The organism is Streptomyces sp. DH-12 (assembly GCF_002899455.1).
Lineage (GTDB): Bacteria > Actinomycetota > Actinomycetes > Streptomycetales > Streptomycetaceae > Streptomyces.
On sequence record NZ_PPFB01000001.1, the window covers coordinates 6,568,039 to 6,584,307 of the forward strand.

Annotated in this window: 12 protein-coding genes and 1 pseudogene; 5 read left to right on the forward strand and 8 right to left on the reverse strand. The window is 75.0% G+C overall.

All coding sequences use genetic code 11. The annotated features are described in order from the left end of the window. Nucleotide 1 precedes the first annotated feature (1 nt). Both C1708_RS28735 and C1708_RS28740 read right to left on the reverse strand, forming a co-directional pair. Nucleotides 2-1,840: a glycoside hydrolase family 15 protein gene (locus C1708_RS28735; RefSeq protein WP_106415419.1), complete on the reverse strand. Its 1,839-nt coding sequence runs from the start codon at nt 1,838-1,840 to the stop codon at nt 2-4. Between the two features lie 93 nt (nt 1,841-1,933). Continuing rightward, a complete protein-coding gene (locus tag C1708_RS28740) occupies nt 1,934-3,067 on the reverse strand; it encodes a methyltransferase (RefSeq protein ID WP_106415420.1) in 1,134 nt (377 codons plus the stop codon). Nucleotides 3,068-3,228: 161 nt separating this feature from the next. Here C1708_RS28740 and C1708_RS28745 point away from each other — a divergent pair, with 161 nt between their 5' ends. Genes C1708_RS28745 through C1708_RS28755 form a run of 3 tightly spaced genes read left to right on the forward strand, consistent with a single transcriptional unit; the run spans nt 3,229 to nt 5,857 of the window. Further along, nucleotides 3,229-4,467 (forward strand): ROK family protein, encoded by a 1,239-nt coding sequence (locus C1708_RS28745; RefSeq protein ID WP_106415421.1) that lies wholly within the window; start codon nt 3,229-3,231, stop codon nt 4,465-4,467. A gap of 32 nt (nt 4,468-4,499) precedes the next feature. Then, nucleotides 4,500-5,396, forward strand: a complete 897-nt coding sequence (locus C1708_RS28750) for an NAD(P)-dependent oxidoreductase (RefSeq protein ID WP_106415422.1) — start codon at nt 4,500-4,502, stop codon at nt 5,394-5,396. Between the two features lie 41 nt (nt 5,397-5,437). Further along, complete coding sequence (locus tag C1708_RS28755) at nt 5,438-5,857, forward strand: PPOX class F420-dependent oxidoreductase (RefSeq protein WP_198602621.1); 420 nt, start codon at nt 5,438-5,440, stop codon at nt 5,855-5,857. A gap of 625 nt (nt 5,858-6,482) precedes the next feature. Here the strand turns inward: C1708_RS28755 and C1708_RS28760 are convergent. Both C1708_RS28760 and C1708_RS28765 read right to left on the reverse strand, forming a co-directional pair. Continuing rightward, nucleotides 6,483-7,028 carry an ATP-binding protein gene (locus C1708_RS28760; RefSeq protein WP_198602622.1) on the reverse strand — a complete coding sequence of 182 codons (546 nt, stop codon included), beginning with the start codon at nt 7,026-7,028 and terminating at the stop codon, nt 6,483-6,485. 183 nt (nt 7,029-7,211) lie between these two features. Beyond that, on the reverse strand, nt 7,212-7,535 hold the full coding sequence (locus C1708_RS28765; RefSeq protein ID WP_106415424.1) for a hypothetical protein: 324 nt from the start codon (nt 7,533-7,535) through the stop codon (nt 7,212-7,214). A gap of 323 nt (nt 7,536-7,858) precedes the next feature. Here C1708_RS28765 and C1708_RS28770 point away from each other — a divergent pair, with 323 nt between their 5' ends. Next, nucleotides 7,859-9,010, forward strand: coding sequence for a PLP-dependent cysteine synthase family protein (locus C1708_RS28770; protein WP_106415425.1), 1,152 nt, complete (start codon nt 7,859-7,861; stop codon nt 9,008-9,010). Here C1708_RS28770 and C1708_RS28775 read toward each other — a convergent pair. Beyond that, nucleotides 8,993-9,475, reverse strand: a pseudogene (locus C1708_RS28775) (SRPBCC family protein); the annotation flags it as partial. The gene C1708_RS28770 and the pseudogene C1708_RS28775 sit on opposite strands and share 18 nt — an antisense overlap. A 44-nt stretch (nt 9,476-9,519) precedes the next feature. Beyond that, nucleotides 9,520-10,371 carry a DeoR/GlpR family DNA-binding transcription regulator gene (locus tag C1708_RS28780; RefSeq protein ID WP_106416529.1) on the reverse strand — a complete coding sequence of 284 codons (852 nt, stop codon included), beginning with the start codon at nt 10,369-10,371 and terminating at the stop codon, nt 9,520-9,522. 290 nt (nt 10,372-10,661) lie between these two features. Between C1708_RS28780 and C1708_RS28785 the strand changes: the two genes are divergently transcribed. Continuing rightward, the gene (locus tag C1708_RS28785; protein ID WP_198602758.1) at nt 10,662-13,001 is read left to right on the forward strand and encodes a hypothetical protein; all 2,340 of its coding nucleotides are present in this window, start codon (nt 10,662-10,664) and stop codon (nt 12,999-13,001) included. Nucleotides 13,002-13,011: 10 nt separating this feature from the next. Here the strand turns inward: C1708_RS28785 and C1708_RS28790 are convergent, their stop codons facing one another. Then, on the reverse strand, nt 13,012-15,453 hold the full coding sequence (locus C1708_RS28790; RefSeq protein WP_106415426.1) for a right-handed parallel beta-helix repeat-containing protein: 2,442 nt from the start codon (nt 15,451-15,453) through the stop codon (nt 13,012-13,014). 124 nt (nt 15,454-15,577) lie between these two features. Next, nucleotides 15,578-16,189: an Rv1733c family protein gene (locus tag C1708_RS28795; RefSeq protein WP_198602623.1), complete on the reverse strand. Its 612-nt coding sequence runs from the start codon at nt 16,187-16,189 to the stop codon at nt 15,578-15,580. Nucleotides 16,190-16,269: the final 80 nt, after the last annotated feature.

Consider the following 16,269-nt stretch of genomic DNA (forward strand, 5'->3'; position numbering starts at 1 on the left):
GTCAGCCCAGCGCCCGGTCCAGGTTGTACGCCGCGCTGATCAGGGCGAGATGGGTGAAGGCCTGCGGGAAGTTGCCCTGTTGGTTCCCGGTGTGGCCGATCTCCTCGGCGTAGAGGCCGAGGTGGTTGCCGTAGGTGAGCATCTTCTCGAAGGCCAGACGGGCTTCGTCGAGGCGGCCGGCGCGGGTGAGGGCCTCGACGTACCAGAACGAGCAGATGGAGAAGGTGCCCTCCTCGCCGTGCAGGCCGTCGGGGCTCACGTGCGGGTCGTAGCGGTAGACCAGCGAGTCGGAGACCAGCTCACGGGTCAGACAGTCCAGCGTGGACAGCCACTTGGGGTCCTTCGGCGCGATGAACTTCGCCATCGGCATCATCAGCAGCGCGGCGTCCAGCACCTCACCGCCCTCGTGCTGGACGAACGCCCGCAGCTCCTTCGACCAGCAGGCGGTCATGATCCGCCGGTAGATCGCGTCCCGGCACTCCGTCCAGCGCGGCAGGTCGGCGGGCAGGCCGCGGCGGCGGGCCATGCGGACGCCGCGCTCGATCGCCACCCAGCACATCAGCCGTGAGTACAGGAAGTCCTTCCGGCCGCCGCGCGTCTCCCAGATGCCCTCGTCGGGCTGGTCCCAGTTGCCGCACACCCAGTCGACCAGCGCCGTCACGTGGTCCCACTGCTCGCTGGAGATCGGCTCGGCCCACTTGTCGTAGAGGTAGATCGAGTCGATCAGGGCGCCGTAGACGTCCAGTTGGAGCTGGTCGGCCGCCGCGTTGCCGACCCGGACCGGCCGTGAGCCGCGGTGGCCCTCCAGGTGGTCGAGGGTCTGCTCGGACAGGTCGGTGCGGCCGTCGATGCCGTACATGATCTGGAGCGGGCCCGAGGGCTTGCCGTCGCCGGGGCTGATGTGCCGGGAGACGAACGCCATGAACGCCTCCGCCTCCTCCGTGAAGCCCAGCCGCAGCATGGCGTAGACGCAGAACGCCGCGTCGCGCACCCACATGTACCGGTAGTCCCAGTTGCGTTCACCGCCGAACTCCTCCGGCAGGCTCGTCGTCGGCGCGGCGACGATCGCCCCGGTGGGCGCGTACGTCAGCAGCTTCAGGGTGAGGGCCGAGCGGTGCACCATCTCCCGCCAGCGGCCCCGGTAGTGGGAGGCGGACAACCAGTCCCGCCAGTAGCGCACCGTCGCGGCGAACTCCCGCTCGGCCTCCGCGTGGGCGCACCCGCGCGGCGCCAGCCCGTCGCCGACCCGGTCCAGCGCGAACACGGCCGTCTCACCCTCGGCCAGCTTGAAGTCCGCCCGTACGTCGAGTCCGTCCTGCTCCAGCGGGACGGTGGCGGTGAGCGCCAGATCCAGCGCCTCGGACGCGAAGACGGCCACGTCCCCGGTGACGCGCAGCGTGTGCGGCAGCGCCGCGTAGCCGAACCGCGGCGCCACCAGCGCGCGGAACGGCAGCGAACCGCGCACGCACAGCACCCGACGGATCAGCCGGTGCCGGTCCTCCTCCGCGGACTCGCCCGACACGGGCATGAAGTCCTGCACCTCGCCGACGCCGTCCTCGGTGAAGTAGCGGGTGATCAGCACGTTCGTGTCGGGGAAGTAGAACTGCCTGGTGCGGGCCGGCACGGCCGCCGCCAGCTCGAAGCAGCCGCCCCGCCCGGCGTCCAGCAGCGCGGCGAACACGCTCGGCGCGTCGAAGCGCGGCGCGCAGTACCAGTCGATGGTGCCGTCCGTCGCCACCAGTGCCACGCTGCGCAGATCGCCGATCAGCCCGTGATCGGCGATGGGCATGTACCGCCGGGCGCCGGAGCCGTCGCCCGGCCGGTCCGTCGTCCCGTCCATCGCAGCCTCCTCGGCCGGCGCGCGTGCTCCCCCTGCCAGCTTAGGCAGGGGGAGCGGGACCGGCCTTCCGACGAGCGGCGCACCGGCCGGGGCCTACCGTCGTACGGCCCTGAGGATCACGAACTTCGGGTCCGACGCCACCACCTCGCTGTTGCCGAACAGGCGGCGCAGCTTCACGTGGTAGCCGAGGTGCCGGTTGCCGACCACCCACAGCTCGCCGCCCGGGCGCAGGGTGCGGCGGGCGCCGGTGAACATGCGCCAGGCCGTGGCGTCGGTGGTGGCCTGGTGGGAGTGGAAGGGCGGGTTGTTCAGCACCAGGTCGACGCTGCCCGCCGGGACGCCCGTCAGGCCGTCGCCGACCCGGAACTCGGCCTGCCCGCTCACCTCGTTCGCCCGGTAGGTGTCCTGCGCCGACGCGACCGCCTGGAAGGACTCGTCCACGAACAGCACCTCGGCCTTCGGGTCGGCCAGCGCCATCGCCGTCCCCACGACGCCGTTGCCGCAGCCCAGGTCCACCACCCGGCCGCCGCCCCGCCCGGCGGGCAGGTGGCGCAGGAAGAAACGGGTGCCGATGTCGAGCCGGTCCGCGCAGAAGACCCCGGCGTGGTTGACGACCGTCCGGCCCGACACCGGCCCGACGTCCGCGGGGAGCGTGTAGCGGTACGGCCACGGGTTCGGCGGGCGGACCAGCGAGGGGTCCGGCGTGCAGAAGATCAGCCGCGCCTTCTTCTCCGCCAGGGAGGTGCGGGTCGGGCCGAGGATCCGCTCGAACAGCTTCAGCGTCGAGGTGTGGATCTCCTTCACCATGCCCGTGCCGACCACGACCGTGTCCGCGTGCACCGACGGCGCCAGCCGCAGCAACTGGTCCTCCAGCAGCGCCAGGCTCTTGGGCACCCGCACCAGCAGTACGTCGATCCGCTCCGGCGGGGCGTCCTGCGTGGTCAGCAGCCGGACCGTGCCGGGCTCGACGCCGTTGCGGGCGAGGTTGGCACGGGTGGCCTCCTGGCCGAGCCAGGAGTCGGTGATCTGCGTCGGCCGGTGCGCGGCGAGCGCCGTGACCAGTGCGCCCCACCGGTCGCCGACGACCACGACCGTGCCGGACGGCGGCGGCTGCCGGCCGGCGAGATGCCTGAGGAGATACGCGTCGGAGGCGTCCCAGGCGCGCAGCCTGTTCCGCGGGTCCTCGGGGAAGCGGGCCAGCTCCGGCTCGCCCCAGGGAGTCGTCATACGGTCGTTCATCGTGCGGCCAGGCTAACCGAGCCCCGGTCCGGCCCGGCGCGGCGGACGGGCGGAGCCGCCGGGGCGCGCGCCGCGCACGCCCCACGGGTGTCCCGCGGACACGCGGCCTGTCGTCCGCGAGCGTTGCGGATCATGGGAGACTCGCCCCCATGAGCGGGAAGGCGGACCCCCGGCCGGCGGGGGAAGGGACCACCTCGAGGACGCGGCTGGACCGGGGGCGCGGGGCGCTCGGACCCGCGCTGGAGCTGGTGCACACCGGACGCGCCCCGACCCGCGCCGTGCTCACCGCGGAGCTCGGCGTCACCCGCGCCACGGCCGGCGCGGTGGCCGCCGAACTGGAGGCGCTCGGACTGATCCGCGTGGACGCCCGGCCCGGCGCCGGCGCCGGCTCCCAGGGACGCCCCTCGCACCGGCTGTCCGTCGCCGAGGACGGCCCCGTGGCGCTCGCCGCGCAGATCCACGCCGACGGTTTCCGTGCCGCCCTGGTCGGGCTCGGCGGGCGGATCGTCGCCACCGCGCCCGGCTGCGAGGTCGTCGACGCCGACCCGGCGAAGGTCCTCGGTTCCGTCGTCGCGGCCGGCGCCGGGCTGTTGCGGGAGACCGGACGGCGGTGCGTGGGCGCAGGGCTCGCCGTGCCGTCGGCGGTCGCCGAACCGGAGGGGCTGGCCCTGAACCCGCTGCACCTGGCCTGGCCCGTCGGCGCCCCGGTACGGGAGATCTTCGCCGAGCAGGTGCGCGCCGCCGGCCTCGACGGACCCGCCTTCGCCGCCAACGACGTCAACCTCGCCGCGCTCGCCGAACACCGGCACGGCGCCGGGCGGGGCTCGCGCGACCTGCTGTGCGTGGCCACCGGCCACCGCGGCGTCGGCGGTGCGCTGGTCCTCGACGGCCGTCTGCACACGGGCAGTTCGGGCCTCGCCCTGGAGGTCGGCCACCTCGCGGTCAACCCCGACGGCCGCCCCTGCCACTGCGGCGGCCGCGGCTGTCTCGACGTCGAGGCGGACCCGCTGGCCCTGCTCACCGCGGCCGGCCGCGACCCGGGCCCCGAGATGTCCCTGCTGAAGCAGGCCGACGACCTGATCCGCGGGCAGTACGACGACCCGGAGGTGCGCACCGCCACCGAACAGCTCATCGACCGGCTCGGCCTCGGACTGGCCGGGCTGGTCAACATCCTCAACCCCGACCGGATCATCCTCGGCGGCCTGCACCGCACCCTGCTGGAGGCCGACCCCGACCGGCTCCGCGCCGTCGTCGCCGACCGCAGCCTGTGGGGTCGCAGTGGCGGAGTACCGATCCTCCCCTGCACGCTGGACCACAACAGTCTGGTCGGCGCGGCGGAGCTGGCCTGGCAGCCGGTGCTGGACGATCCTCTGGGCGCACTGGCGTAAGGACGACGACCGCCCGACGGAAGGCCGACCGCATGACCGACAAGCTCACCGTCAGCGTCCTGGGCACGGGCATCATGGGCGCGGCGATGGCCCGCAACCTCCTCCGGGCCGGGCACACCGTCCGCGCCTGGAACCGCACCCGCGCGAAGGCCGCCCCGCTGGCCGCCGACGGCGCCCACGTCGCCGGCACCCCCGAGGAGGCGGTGGAGTCCGCCGACGTGGTCCTCACCATGCTGTACGACGGCCCCGTCGCCCTGGGGACCATGCGCGCCGCCGCCCCGGCCCTCCCGCGTGGAGCCGCCTGGGCACAGTGCACCACCAGCGGCATCGAGGACGTCGCCGGGATGGCCGCCTTCGCCCGCGACCACGGCCTGCGCTTCTACGACTCCCCGGTCCTCGGCACCCGGGGCCCCGCCGAGGACGGACGGCTCACCGTGCTCGCCGCCGGTCCCGTCGAGGGACGCGACACGGTGACGCCGGTGTTCGACGCGGTGGGCGCCCGCACCGTGTGGACCGGCGAGGACGGCGCGGAGGCGGGCGCCACCCGGCTGAAGCTGGTCGCCAACAGCTGGGTGCTCGCGGCCACCGCCGCCGCCGGTGAGACCCTGGCGCTGGCCCGCGCCCTCGACGTCGCACCGGACGCCTTCTTCGACCTCATCGCCGGCGGACCGCTCGACATGGGCTATCTGCACGCCAAGGCACAGCTGATCCTCGAGGAGCGGCTCTCCCCGGCTCAGTTCGCGGTGAGAACCGCCGCCAAGGACGCCGCACTCATCGTGCGGGCCGGCGAGCGCGGCGGCGTCCGCCTCGACGTCGCCGCCGCGAGCGCCCGCCGCCTGGAGCGGGCGGCGGACCAGGGTCACGGCGACGAGGACATGGCAGCCGCGTACTACGCCAGCTTCGGCGACGGACCGGCGACCACCACATGACCATCCCCCCCACGATTCCCTTCACTCACCGAGGAGTTCACGTGTCCAAGCCCCCACTGCCGCCGGAGGCCGAGGCGCTGCTGCGCAAGCCCAACCCGTGCGTGATGGCCACCCTTCGCTCCGACGGCGCGCCCGTCTCCACCCCCACCTGGTACCTCTGGGAGAACGGCCGCGCGCTGATCAACTTCGACGAGGGCCGGGTCCGCCTGGGCCACCTCCGCCGCGACCCGCGCGTCACCCTCACCGTCCTCGCCGCGGACGACTGGTACACCCACGTCACCCTTCTGGGCCGCGTCGCCGAGATGTACGACGACGAGGGCCTCGCCGACATCGACCGCCTCTCCCGCCACTACGGCGGCTCCGAGTACCCCGACCGCGAGCGCCGCCGGGTCAGCGCCTGGGTCGAGGTCGAGCGGTGGCACGGCTGGGGCGCGATGAAGGACAGCGACCAGTCCGGCTGACCGAGGGGCCCCTGGACGCGCCGTACGCGTCGGGGGCCACGGCGGAAGCGGCGCACCGCCCGCGTACTCCCCGGGCGGTACGCCGGCCGCGCGACGACCGGGGCCCCTCCCGGGGCGGGTCTCGGCGTGTCGCCGAGGGGCGACGGGACGGCGGCCGTCCGCACCCCGGTGATCCTCCGGGAGAGCGCGGCGGTCCGGTCCGGCAGCTGGAGCACGCGCGGCTCCGCCAGCTGCCTCGGCGGCACGTCGTACTCCAGCGCTTCCAAGGGCGCGAGCCCGACGTGGACGTTCACCGGCCGCCCGGCCTCCTGGGCGGTCTCCCGGGCGTCGAGTTCGGGCCGGGCGTACGTGTGCAGGCGGTATGTGTACGTCGACCGCGTCAAGGCCGCCACGGTGGACTGGGGGCGGCGGCCACGAGCCGCCGGCAGGCGATCCGGACGAAGAGCCGGGCGGCGAGCGCCCGGCGCACCGTGAGGACCGCGGTGGCCGGCGCCGGCGGCCGGCCCGCCGTCACCACGGACGCCCTCGTCCGCGTCCGCCGGCGGTCCGCGGCAGCGGTGTCCGGCGGACGGGAGGTCCGCCGGACACCGCTGTCCTCGGCGGCGCCCGTCGTGTCACCGCCCGGTCAGCCGGGGACGGCGGACCGGGCGGGAGCGGGTTCGGGCCGGTGGGCCCCGGACACGTGGTCGACGAGTGCGACCTCCGTGAACCGTGGCCGGTCCGGTGCGGCGGCCGTGAGGTCCGGACGCCGGTCCCAGGCCACCGGTCCGGCGGCCGCGGGCGTCGGCAGGGTGAACCACACGGCCTTGCCCGACTCGCCGTCCGGCAGCACGCCCCAGCTCTCGCTCATGGCGGCCACCATCGCCAGGCCGCGGCCACAGGTGGCGAGCGGTCCGGCGTCCGCGACGGCCGGCAGCCGCGGATCGTGGTCGTGCACCGACACCTTGAGCCGGTCGAGGAGCAGCTCCATCTCCACGGTGCACGTCTTGTCGGGCTGCGCGTGCCGGTGGACGTTGGACAACAGCTCCGTCACACCGAGCGAGGCCCGGTCTATCAGGGGATCCATATGCCAGTAGCGCAACTGCGCAGATACGATTCTGCGGACCTGGCCGATCCGCGACGGCAGGGCTTGGAGCTCCACCGTGCAGTGCCTGCTCGGATGACTGATCACGGCTGCGACTCCCCGACGTGAGGTCCGGAAGAACACGGAGTACGGATCCAGCAGGGCGTCTGCGTGACGCTGCCGCCTGCTGTCGTGGCCGGCGGGCTGGTTCGCAGCGTTATCGCCGGTAAACCCAGAGTGACGTGAGAACAGCGTGACCCAGCGGATGAGGCGGCGCAACTCGCGGACATCTCAGGCGTCGCGCCCCGCCGCCCGGCGGACGGCCTCGACGAAACGCCGGGCCGCCGGCGGGCCCGGCTCCCCGGGCGCCGGGTCCTGGTCCCCGAGGGTCAGCAGATACCGGTGGCCGTTGAGGTCGGCCAACGCCCGGCCGTCGGACGCGAACCACGGCCGGGTGGCCCGTACGGCCTGCACCGGCGCGCTGTCTATCTCGGTGCCGTAGCTGGTGAGCAACTCCAGCCGCCCGTCGCTGATCCGGACCCGTCCGGCCCGGGTGAGCGACCGCAGCCGCCGGCCGATCCGCACGCCCGTGGCCTCGAACTCCGGCTCCGCCATTGCCACCCGCCCCCTCTGTGCGCGTCGGTGGTCCGGACCGCGCCGCGCGAACCGGCCGCTGTCCGGAACCAGTGTGCCTCTGCTCCCGCCGGTGCAGTCTGCCCGCACGCGCCGCCGAGCACCAGAGCCCGAACCCCGCCGTCCGGGGGCGCGGGGGGCACTCGCGCCAATGCGCCCCCACCCGCGCGCCCCCGGGTCCCCAGCCCTGCCTTTCAGGCCGTCAAAGATGTGTTTATGCAGGTGAGAGGTGGTGTGAGGGGTGCTTATGATCGGAGTGTCGGCCGCGCTGGACGCCGTCGGCGCTCAGTGTAAGGAGCCCACTCGTGAGCACTCCCCAACAGACCCTGACCGGCGCCACCCTCGACGTCGACCGCAGCGACCCCGCCTACCGGGCCTGGCTGAAAGAGGCCGTGCGCCGGGTGCAGGCCGACGCCAACCGTTCGGCCGACACCCATCTGCTGCTCTTCCCGCTGCCCGAGCGGTGGGGCATCGACCTCTACCTGAAGGACGAGTCCACCCACCCCACCGGCAGCCTCAAACACCGGCTGGCCCGCTCCCTGTTCCTGTACGGCCTGTGCAACGGCTGGATCCGGCCGGGCCGCCCGGTCATCGAGGCGTCCAGCGGTTCCACGGCCGTGTCGGAGGCGTACTTCGCGAAGCTGATCGGCGTGCCCTTCATCGCGGTCATGCCACGCACGACGAGCGCCGAGAAGTGCCGTCTGATCGAGTTCCACGGCGGCCGGTGCCACTTCGTGGACGACCCCCGCACGATGTACGAGGCGTCCGCCGCGCTGGCGGCGGAGACCGGCGGCCATTACATGGACCAGTTCACCTACGCGGAACGGGCCACGGACTGGCGCGGCAACAACAACATCGCCGAGTCGATCTTCCGTCAGCTGCGGATGGAGCGGTTCCCGCAACCGGAGTGGATCGTCGCCACCGCCGGCACCGGCGGCACCTCCGCGACCCTCGCCCGCTACGTCCACTACATGCAGTACGACACCCGCGTCTGCGTCGCCGACCCGGAGAACTCCTGCTTCTTCCAGGGCTGGACGACCGGCGACCCGGACGTCTCCTGCGACAGGGCCTCCCGCATCGAGGGCATCGGCCGCCCCCGCATGGAGCCGAGCTTCGTGCCCGGCGCCGTCGACCGGATGATGAAGGTGCCCGACGCGGCCGCCGTCGCCGCCGTGCGGGCCCTGGAGCGCGTCATCGGCCGCAAGGCGGGCGGCTCCACCGGCACCGGGCTGTGGAGCGCGCTGAAGATCGTGGCGGAGATGGCCGCGGAGGGCAGGCGGGGCAGCGTGGTCACGCTGCTGTGCGACCCGGGCGACCGCTACCTGGACAAGTACTACTCCGACGCCTGGCTGGCCGAGCAGGGCCTGGACGTGACGCCGTACGCGGCGGCGATCGACTCCCTGCTGCGCACCGGAGTGTGGCCCGAGGGGCTGTCCCGCGAGCCGGCGGTCCAGTGAGGTCATGGCGTCGTGGAAGCCCGCCGCGAGACCCGGGCGGGCCGCCTTCAGCGCCAGTCGGAACGGCGTGACGCCGTCGGCCGCCGTCGTCCAGCGCACCCGCGTGCCCGTCCCGGCCGGCCGCAGCCGCCACTCCTCGGCCGGCGCGCGGGCGCCCGGCACATGGGTCACGTCGACGCGGTAGGCGTACACCCCGGGGCCCTCGGCCGCGAGGACCGTCTCGCGGAACCGGGCCCCGCCCGCGAGCCGGATCTCCCGGCCCGCGCCGCCGTCCAGCGGACGGGCCAGGGTGACCGGGCGGAACCACGCGGGCCAGCCGGTGACGTCCCGCGCGAGCGTGTCGTACACCGCCGGGGGAGCCGCGGTGATCTCCCGCTCGAAGACCAGGCACACGGGCGCGACCGAGGCGAACTCCTGCCCCACGGGGCGCAGACGGCGGGCCGTCGGCCCGACTCCCTGAAGGATCACGCGACGTGCGGCACACGGACGGCGGACGGAGCGGCGCCCGGTCAGGCGTCGCCGGCCTCCGCCGGCTCGTCCGGGTGTTCCTCGGACTCGCCGGCCACCACCAGCCGCCGCAGATGCTCGGACACCTCCGCGCGGGCCTCGGCGGACAGTCCGGAGTCCGTGACCAGCGTGTCCACCTGCTCCAGCGAGGCGAACGAACTCAGGCCGACGGTGCCCCACTTGGTGTGGTCGGCGACCACGACGACCCGCCGGGCGGACTGCACCAGCCGCCGGTTGGTCTCCGCCTCCGCGAGGTTCGGCGTCGAGAGCCCCGCCTCGGCCGATATCCCGTGCACGCCGAGGAACAGCAGGTCGAAGTGGAGGGCCGCGATCGCCTGGTCGGCCACCGGGCCCACCAGAGAGTCGGACGGGGTGCGCACCCCGCCGGTCAGGACGACCGTGGCCGCTCCCTGCCGGCTGCCCGAGGAGCGCTGCGCCGCGTGGAAGACGTCGGCCACCCGCACCGAGTTGGTGACCACCGTGAGATCGGGGACCTCGGTCAGCCGGTGAGCCAGCGCGAACGTCGTCGTGCCGCCGGACAGCGCGATCGCCGCGCCCGGCGGCACCAGCTCGGCCGCCGCGCGCGCGATGTCCTCCTTGGCGGTCGGCTCCAGACCGGACTTGGCCTCGAACCCCGGCTCGTGCGTGCTCGCCTCGGCCACCGGGACCGCGCCGCCGTGCACCTTCTCCAGAACGCCCTGCCGGGCCAGCGCGTCGAGGTCGCGGCGGACCGTCATGTCCGACACGCCGAGCCTGCGGGTCAGCTCGTTGACCCGGACCCCGCCCCGCCGCCGGACCTCGTCGAGGATCAGGGCGCGCCGCTGCTCGGCGAGCAGGTTCTGATTCTCGCTCACGTACGCTCCGGTCCTTTCGCCGCACAGCCGTCCGACACCCGCCCGCACGTCCACGGCGTCGGGCGGCATCCTCCCGGCACCGGTGCGCGGACGTCCCATCCTCCCATGCCGGGCCCCGGGCGGCGTCACCGGTGGCTCGTCGCGTACATGACGCTTATGGTCACCCCTGTGATGCGTGCGCGTCACACGGACCGGGGAAGTCATGTGACGACAGATGCGCACCGTCCGGATACGGGAGATCCTGTCCCGCACGGACAGGGCCGACGGGGCGTCACGGGGGAGGCGACGTGGTGGAGAACGCGCAGCAGCACAGACCGGCCGAGGACGGCGGAGCGCCGGCCGCCGGGGGGCCCGCCGGGTCCGGGACCGCCCTGGAGCTCCTGGTGCACGGGGTGGGCGGCACCACCCCGGAGCGGATGCTCGACGACCCGCGCACGGTCCGCGTCACCGGCGACGACGTCGCCGCCGTGTTCCGCCGCGCCGACGACGCCGACGCCGAGCGGGACCCCGCCGTCCGCCGCGACGGACCGGTCCCCGAGGCGTACGTCTGGTGCAACCTCACCTCCGGCAACGGCACCCGCGCCCTGTGGCTGCTGCTCCTGCCCTTCATGGTGGTCAACCTCGCCCACTGGATGCGCCCCAGCGCCCACGGTCGCCGCCGCACGGTCCGGCTGTACGGGCTGCTGGTGCGGCTGACCGGCCTCAGCCTCACCGTGCTGCTCGTCGCCGCCGCCTGCGAGGTCGCCCTCGACCTGACCGCCTGGCAGTGCGCGGGCACGCCCGCCTGCGCGGACCGGCACTCCTGGCTCGGCTTCATGTCGGCCGACGGCGGCTGGTGGAGCGCCCCGGGCCGCCGGCTCGCCCTCGCCGCCCTGGTGCCCGCCGCCCTCACCGGCCTGCTGTGGTTCCTGTCCCTGCGCACCTGGAGCGCGTACGAGTCGCAGCAGCCGATGGCCGGCGCGTCCGCGCCGGAGGAGGACACCGGCCCGACCGCGCTCAACCGGCCCGGCTTCTGGTACGGCCGCCGGCTGGGCGCCCGGCTGCGCGCCGCGCACACCGCCGCCGCGCTGCTGACGGTCGCCGCCGCCGTCGGCTCCGCCGCCGCCCGGTACGACCGCGAGCCGGGCGGTCCCGCCGCCCTCGCCGTCCTGGGCGTGACGCTGGAGGCGGCGCTGGCCGCCGGGGCCTGCGCGGTGGTGTGGGTGGTCTGCCGCCGCGGCCGCAGCGAACGCCGCCTCGACGACGAGGCGGACCGCCCGCTGGTGCGCGCACTGCCCCTCGCCGCCCTCGCCCTGCTCGTCCTCAGCGCGCTGTACGCCGGATGGGAACGCCCCGGCTGGCAGTCCGCGGACCGGCTGCCGGGCAACGTCACCTTCGGAGCCCTCACCCTCGCGCAGGGCCTGCTGGTGATCGTCCTCGCCGGCGTCGCCCACACCCTGCACCGCACCGACCCCGACCGGCGCGCCGCGCTGCGCGGGCTGGCCGGACCGGCGGTCGCCATGCTCGCCTGCGCCCTCGGCGGGGTGATGTCCGGCGGCGTCTCGCAGCGGATGTCCGACTGGCTGGACGGCACCCGCGCCTCCCTCCCCGGCCCGCCGGTCCTGCTCACCTGGCAGGCGTCCGTCATCCCCCCGCTGCTCGTGCTGTTCCTCGTCATGTGCGGCTGGCTCGCCCGCCGCGCCTGGCACCTCGCACGGGCCGAGCGTGCCGTCGTGGAGGACGAGTACCCGGCCGAGACGGCCGACCCCGGCCGCACCCGCCGCATCGCGTCGGTGCGCGCCATGGCCGCCCTCACCGACCGCGGGCCGCGCATCCTCGCCGTCACCTCCGCCGCCACCCTGCTGCTGGGCGCCGGAGCCCTCGCCGGCGCGATGGCCACCGGGAGGACGCCCGGCGAGGCGGCGCGCGGCGCCCACCCCGTGGTGCACGGCGCCGCGCAGACCGCGCAGGCCCTCGGCTCCTGGCTGATCGGCCTCGGCTTCGTCCTCCTCGTCACCTGGGGCCGCCGCGCCTACAAGGACGCCTCCGCCCGCCGCACCATAGGGATCCTGTGGGACGTCGGCACCTTCTGGCCGCGCGCCGCGCACCCCTTCGCGCCGCCCTGCTACGCCGAGCGCGCGGTGCCCGACCTGACCTGGCGGATCGCCACCTGGACCCGCGCCACCGGCGGACGGCTGGTGCTCTCCGGGCACTCCCAGGGCAGCGTGCTCGCCGCCGCGGCGGCCTGGCAGCTCCCGCCGTCCGCCCGCCGGCGCGTCGCCCTGCTCACCTACGGCTCCCCGCTGGAGCGGCTGTACGGCCGCTGGTTCCCCGCGCACTTCGGCCCGGACGCGCTCGGCTCCCTGCACCGGGAGGTCGACTGCTGGCGCAACCTGTACCGGCGCACCGACCCCATCGGCGGCCCCGTGCGGCTGCCCGGGGACGGCGGACCCGACGTGGACCGCCCGCCGCTGAAGGACCCCCTCGCCTACGGCCGCACCGCGGACCATCCGCTGCCCGCGCCGATCCTCGGCCACTCCGACTACCAGGCCGACCCGGCGTTCGCGGAGGAACGCCGGCGCCTGCTCGCCCGGCTGCGGCCCGAGGTGCCCGCCCCGCGCCACACCGGGGAACCCGGCCCGGCGGCGTGACGGCCCGCGCTCAGGGCAGCGCGGGCAGGTCCTCCGCGTACAGCAGCGTCAGGTCGTCGGTGGTGGGCTCGTCGAGCTGGGCGACACGGCTCGCGTGCCGCTCCACCATCGCCTCGAACGTCTGCCGCGCCGTGCGCCCGTTGCCGAACGCGGGGCCCTTGGGGATGTCGGTGAAGTACGCCAGCAGCGCCTCGGCCGCGCCCGGCGCCAGCCGGTACTCGTGCTCCTCGGCCTGCTGTTCCACGATCCGCAGCAGTTCCTCGGGACCGTAGTCGCCGAACGTGATCGTCCGCGAGAAACGGGACGCCACACCGGGGTTGACCGACAGGAAGCGCTCCATCTCGGCCGTGTAGCCGGCCACGATGACCACCACCGCGTCCCGCTGGTCCTCCATCAGCTTCACCAGCGTGTCGATGGCCTCCTTGCCGAAGTCCCGGCCCGCGTCCTCCGGCGAGAGCGCGTACGCCTCGTCGATGAACAGCACCCCGCCGCGCGCCTTCTCGAACGCCTCCTGGGTGCGGATCGCCGTCGAGCCGATGTGCTCGCCGACCAGGTCCACACGGGACACCTCGACCAGGTGGCCCTGCTCCAGCACCCCGAGCGAGGCGAGGATCTCGCCGTACAGGCGCGCCACGGTGGTCTTGCCGGTGCCGGGGGAGCCGGTGAACACCAGGTGCCGCTTGACGGACGCCGCCTTCAGCCCGGCCTGCTGCCGGCGCCGGCCCACCTCGATCATGTCGGTGAGGGCCCGCACCTCGCGCTTGACGCTCTCCAGGCCGACCAGGGCGTCGAGTTCACCGAGGACGTCCTTCGAGGTGCGCGCCGGGCGCCGCGCTTCCGGCACGGGTGCGGGTGGGGCCGGGGTCTCGGAGGCCGGGGCGGGGACCGCGCCCAGCAGTCCCGTGGTGCGGCCCGTCGTCTGCACCGCGGGCTCCGGCGCGGGCGGCTCGGCGCGCAGGCTGCCGGACTCGTCGCTCGTGCAGTCCTCGACGACCGGCCCGCCCGAGCCGGACGTCCCGTCGGCGCCCTCGGCGAACTCGTAACCCCCGCGCGCGCAACGCTCGGTACGGCACTTGCGCAGCGTCGTACGGCTGCCGTCGATGACGTGGAAGCCGTAGCCGCCGCTGCCCGTGACCCGGCAGTGCTCGAAGGTGCCGCGGCCGCCTGCGGAGACGTACACGCCCGCCTCGGCGGGGGAGTCGACCGTGCAGCGCTCGACGGCCGGGTCGGCGCCCTTGGTGACGATGACGCCGGTCCGGGTGCCGTCCAGGGAGCAGTTGTTGAGGGTGCCGCCGCTGCCGTGGTCACGGAACCAGGCGCCCGTCGCCGCCTCCCGGATCCGGCAGTCGTCGAGCTGGGCGGTCGCGCCGTCGCTCACCGAGACCGCCGTGTTGCGCACCTGCGAGAGGTCGCTGTCGACGACGTCCGCGCGCGAGCCGCGGTCGAGCACGAACAGGGCGTCCGGCACGTCGTGGACCCGGCAGGACTCCAGGACGGCCGTGGCGCCGTCGCTCACCCACACCGCCGGGTAGTCGCCGGTGCTGTCGAAGATCTCGCACTGGTTGGCGTCGACCCGCGTGCCCGGGTCCCACACCGACAGGCCGTTGCGGCCGAACTGCCGCACCGTGGTGCGGGTCAGGGTGAGCACCGAGCGGGAGCGCAGGTCGACCGCGTTCTCCGGGATGTCGTGGATGCGGCAGTCGGCCAGCGTCAGCACGGCGTCCGTGTCGAGCGTGACGCCGTCCCCGGTGGTGCGGTGCACGTCGCAGTCGGTGAGGTGGGCGGTGGCGCGGCCGGCCACCTGCACGCCGCTGCCGCGCACCTCGTACACCTCGCACCCGACGGCCTCCAGCGCCGAGTTCTCCCCGGTCACGGTCAGCCCGGAACCGGAGGCGTGGTGCACCCGGCAGCGCTCCAGCCGGGGGTGGCCTCCGCCGCGCACGGCGACGCCCGCCTGGCCGGCGGCGACCACCTCGCACTCCTCGAACACCCCGCCCCCGCCGTCCAGGACGGCTATGCCGGCGCCCGCCGGGTTGTCGACCGTGCAGCGGCGCACCGTGGGCCGTGCGGCGCCGCGCACCTCGATGCCGGCCGCGGACCGGCTGACCACGCGGATGTCCCGCAGCTCCGGGGTGCCGTCCTCCAGCAGCACGGCCGGGGCGGTGGCGTCCTGCCCCTCCACGTGCAGGTCCTGCACCACGGCGGAGGCGCGCACGGTGAGCGGCACCCCGTCCGGCGGCGCGATGCGCACCGATCCTGGCGCCCCCTCGGGCCCGCGCAGGGTCACCGCCCGCCGCACGACGAGGTTCTCCCGGTAGGTGCCGGGAGCGACGGTGAGGACGTCGCCCTCGGCCGCGGCCTCCAGGGCGGCGGCGAGCGATGGGTACTCACCCGTGCGGCGTCGCCACCTCGATGTGCCGGTGTGCGTCACCTGGACCGTGCCCTGTGCCATGGTGTTGCCGTGCCCCCACCTCGTCGTACCTGTGGACCGTTCCCGCCCGAGTCGCTGCCGATCGGTTCGGCCGGACCACCGTAGCGTGCGCGGGGGCGGCGAGTTGACCGGAGCCGGAACGCCGTCAGCTGTCGGCTCCCGCCCTGCCCCAGTCCGGGCCCACGCGGCCCCACTCCCGGTCCCAGCGGGCGTACCGGTCGCCGAGCATGCGCCGCAGCACCAGGCGCCGCCCGCCCTCGAACAGCCCGGCGGCCAGCAGCCCGGCCCCCGCGCCCGCCAGCACCGCGTACGCCGTCGCCGTGCCCGCGTCCAGCGGGCGCGCGACCCGGTCCCCGCTGCCGTCGGTCCATATGCGGAAGGTGCCGCCCGGCCGGGGGTCCGGCAGGCGCGCCCGCACGGGCTCCCGCCGGTCGGTGCCGTCCGGGGCGGTCCAGCGGGCCAGGACGTGACTGCCCGGGTCCCCGCCCACCAGCTCCGGGTCCGTGTCCGGCGGGGAGGGCTCGAGCTCGCGCACCACCGTGGCCGTCACCAGGTGACGGGACTGCTGCTGGGCGAGGGCCGAACGCTGCAGCGACGCGTGCGCGGCGCTGCCGGCGAGGACGCCGGTCAGCGGTGCGGCGAGGGTGACCAGCAGGAGCGCGGTGAGCGCCAGCCAGGCCTCCGCGAGGTCGGTGGCGCGGCGCAGCGGGTTGCGCCGCCAGCGCCACAGTCCGCCGACCGCCCGCACGGCACGCACCCCCTGCCCGGTCTCTCACCGACCCCTCACGCAGCCCAACGTGCCGGAGCGCGCCCGGGTTCCCGCGCCGCGCGGATCCG

Excerpts from the sequence above, each read along its gene's own strand:
- C1708_RS28735 (WP_106415419.1), bottom strand. The coding sequence starts at position 1,840 with ATGGACGGGACGACGGACCGGCCGGGCGACGGCTCCGGCGCCCGGCGG.
- C1708_RS28740 (WP_106415420.1), bottom strand. The coding sequence starts at position 3,067 with ATGACGACTCCCTGGGGCGAGCCGGAGCTGGCCCGCTTCCCCGAGGAC.
- C1708_RS28745 (WP_106415421.1), top strand. The coding sequence starts at position 3,229 with ATGAGCGGGAAGGCGGACCCCCGGCCGGCGGGGGAAGGGACCACCTCG.
- C1708_RS28750 (WP_106415422.1), top strand. The coding sequence starts at position 4,500 with ATGACCGACAAGCTCACCGTCAGCGTCCTGGGCACGGGCATCATGGGC.
- C1708_RS28765 (WP_106415424.1), bottom strand. The coding sequence starts at position 7,535 with ATGGCGGAGCCGGAGTTCGAGGCCACGGGCGTGCGGATCGGCCGGCGG.
- C1708_RS28790 (WP_106415426.1), bottom strand. The coding sequence starts at position 15,453 with ATGGCACAGGGCACGGTCCAGGTGACGCACACCGGCACATCGAGGTGG.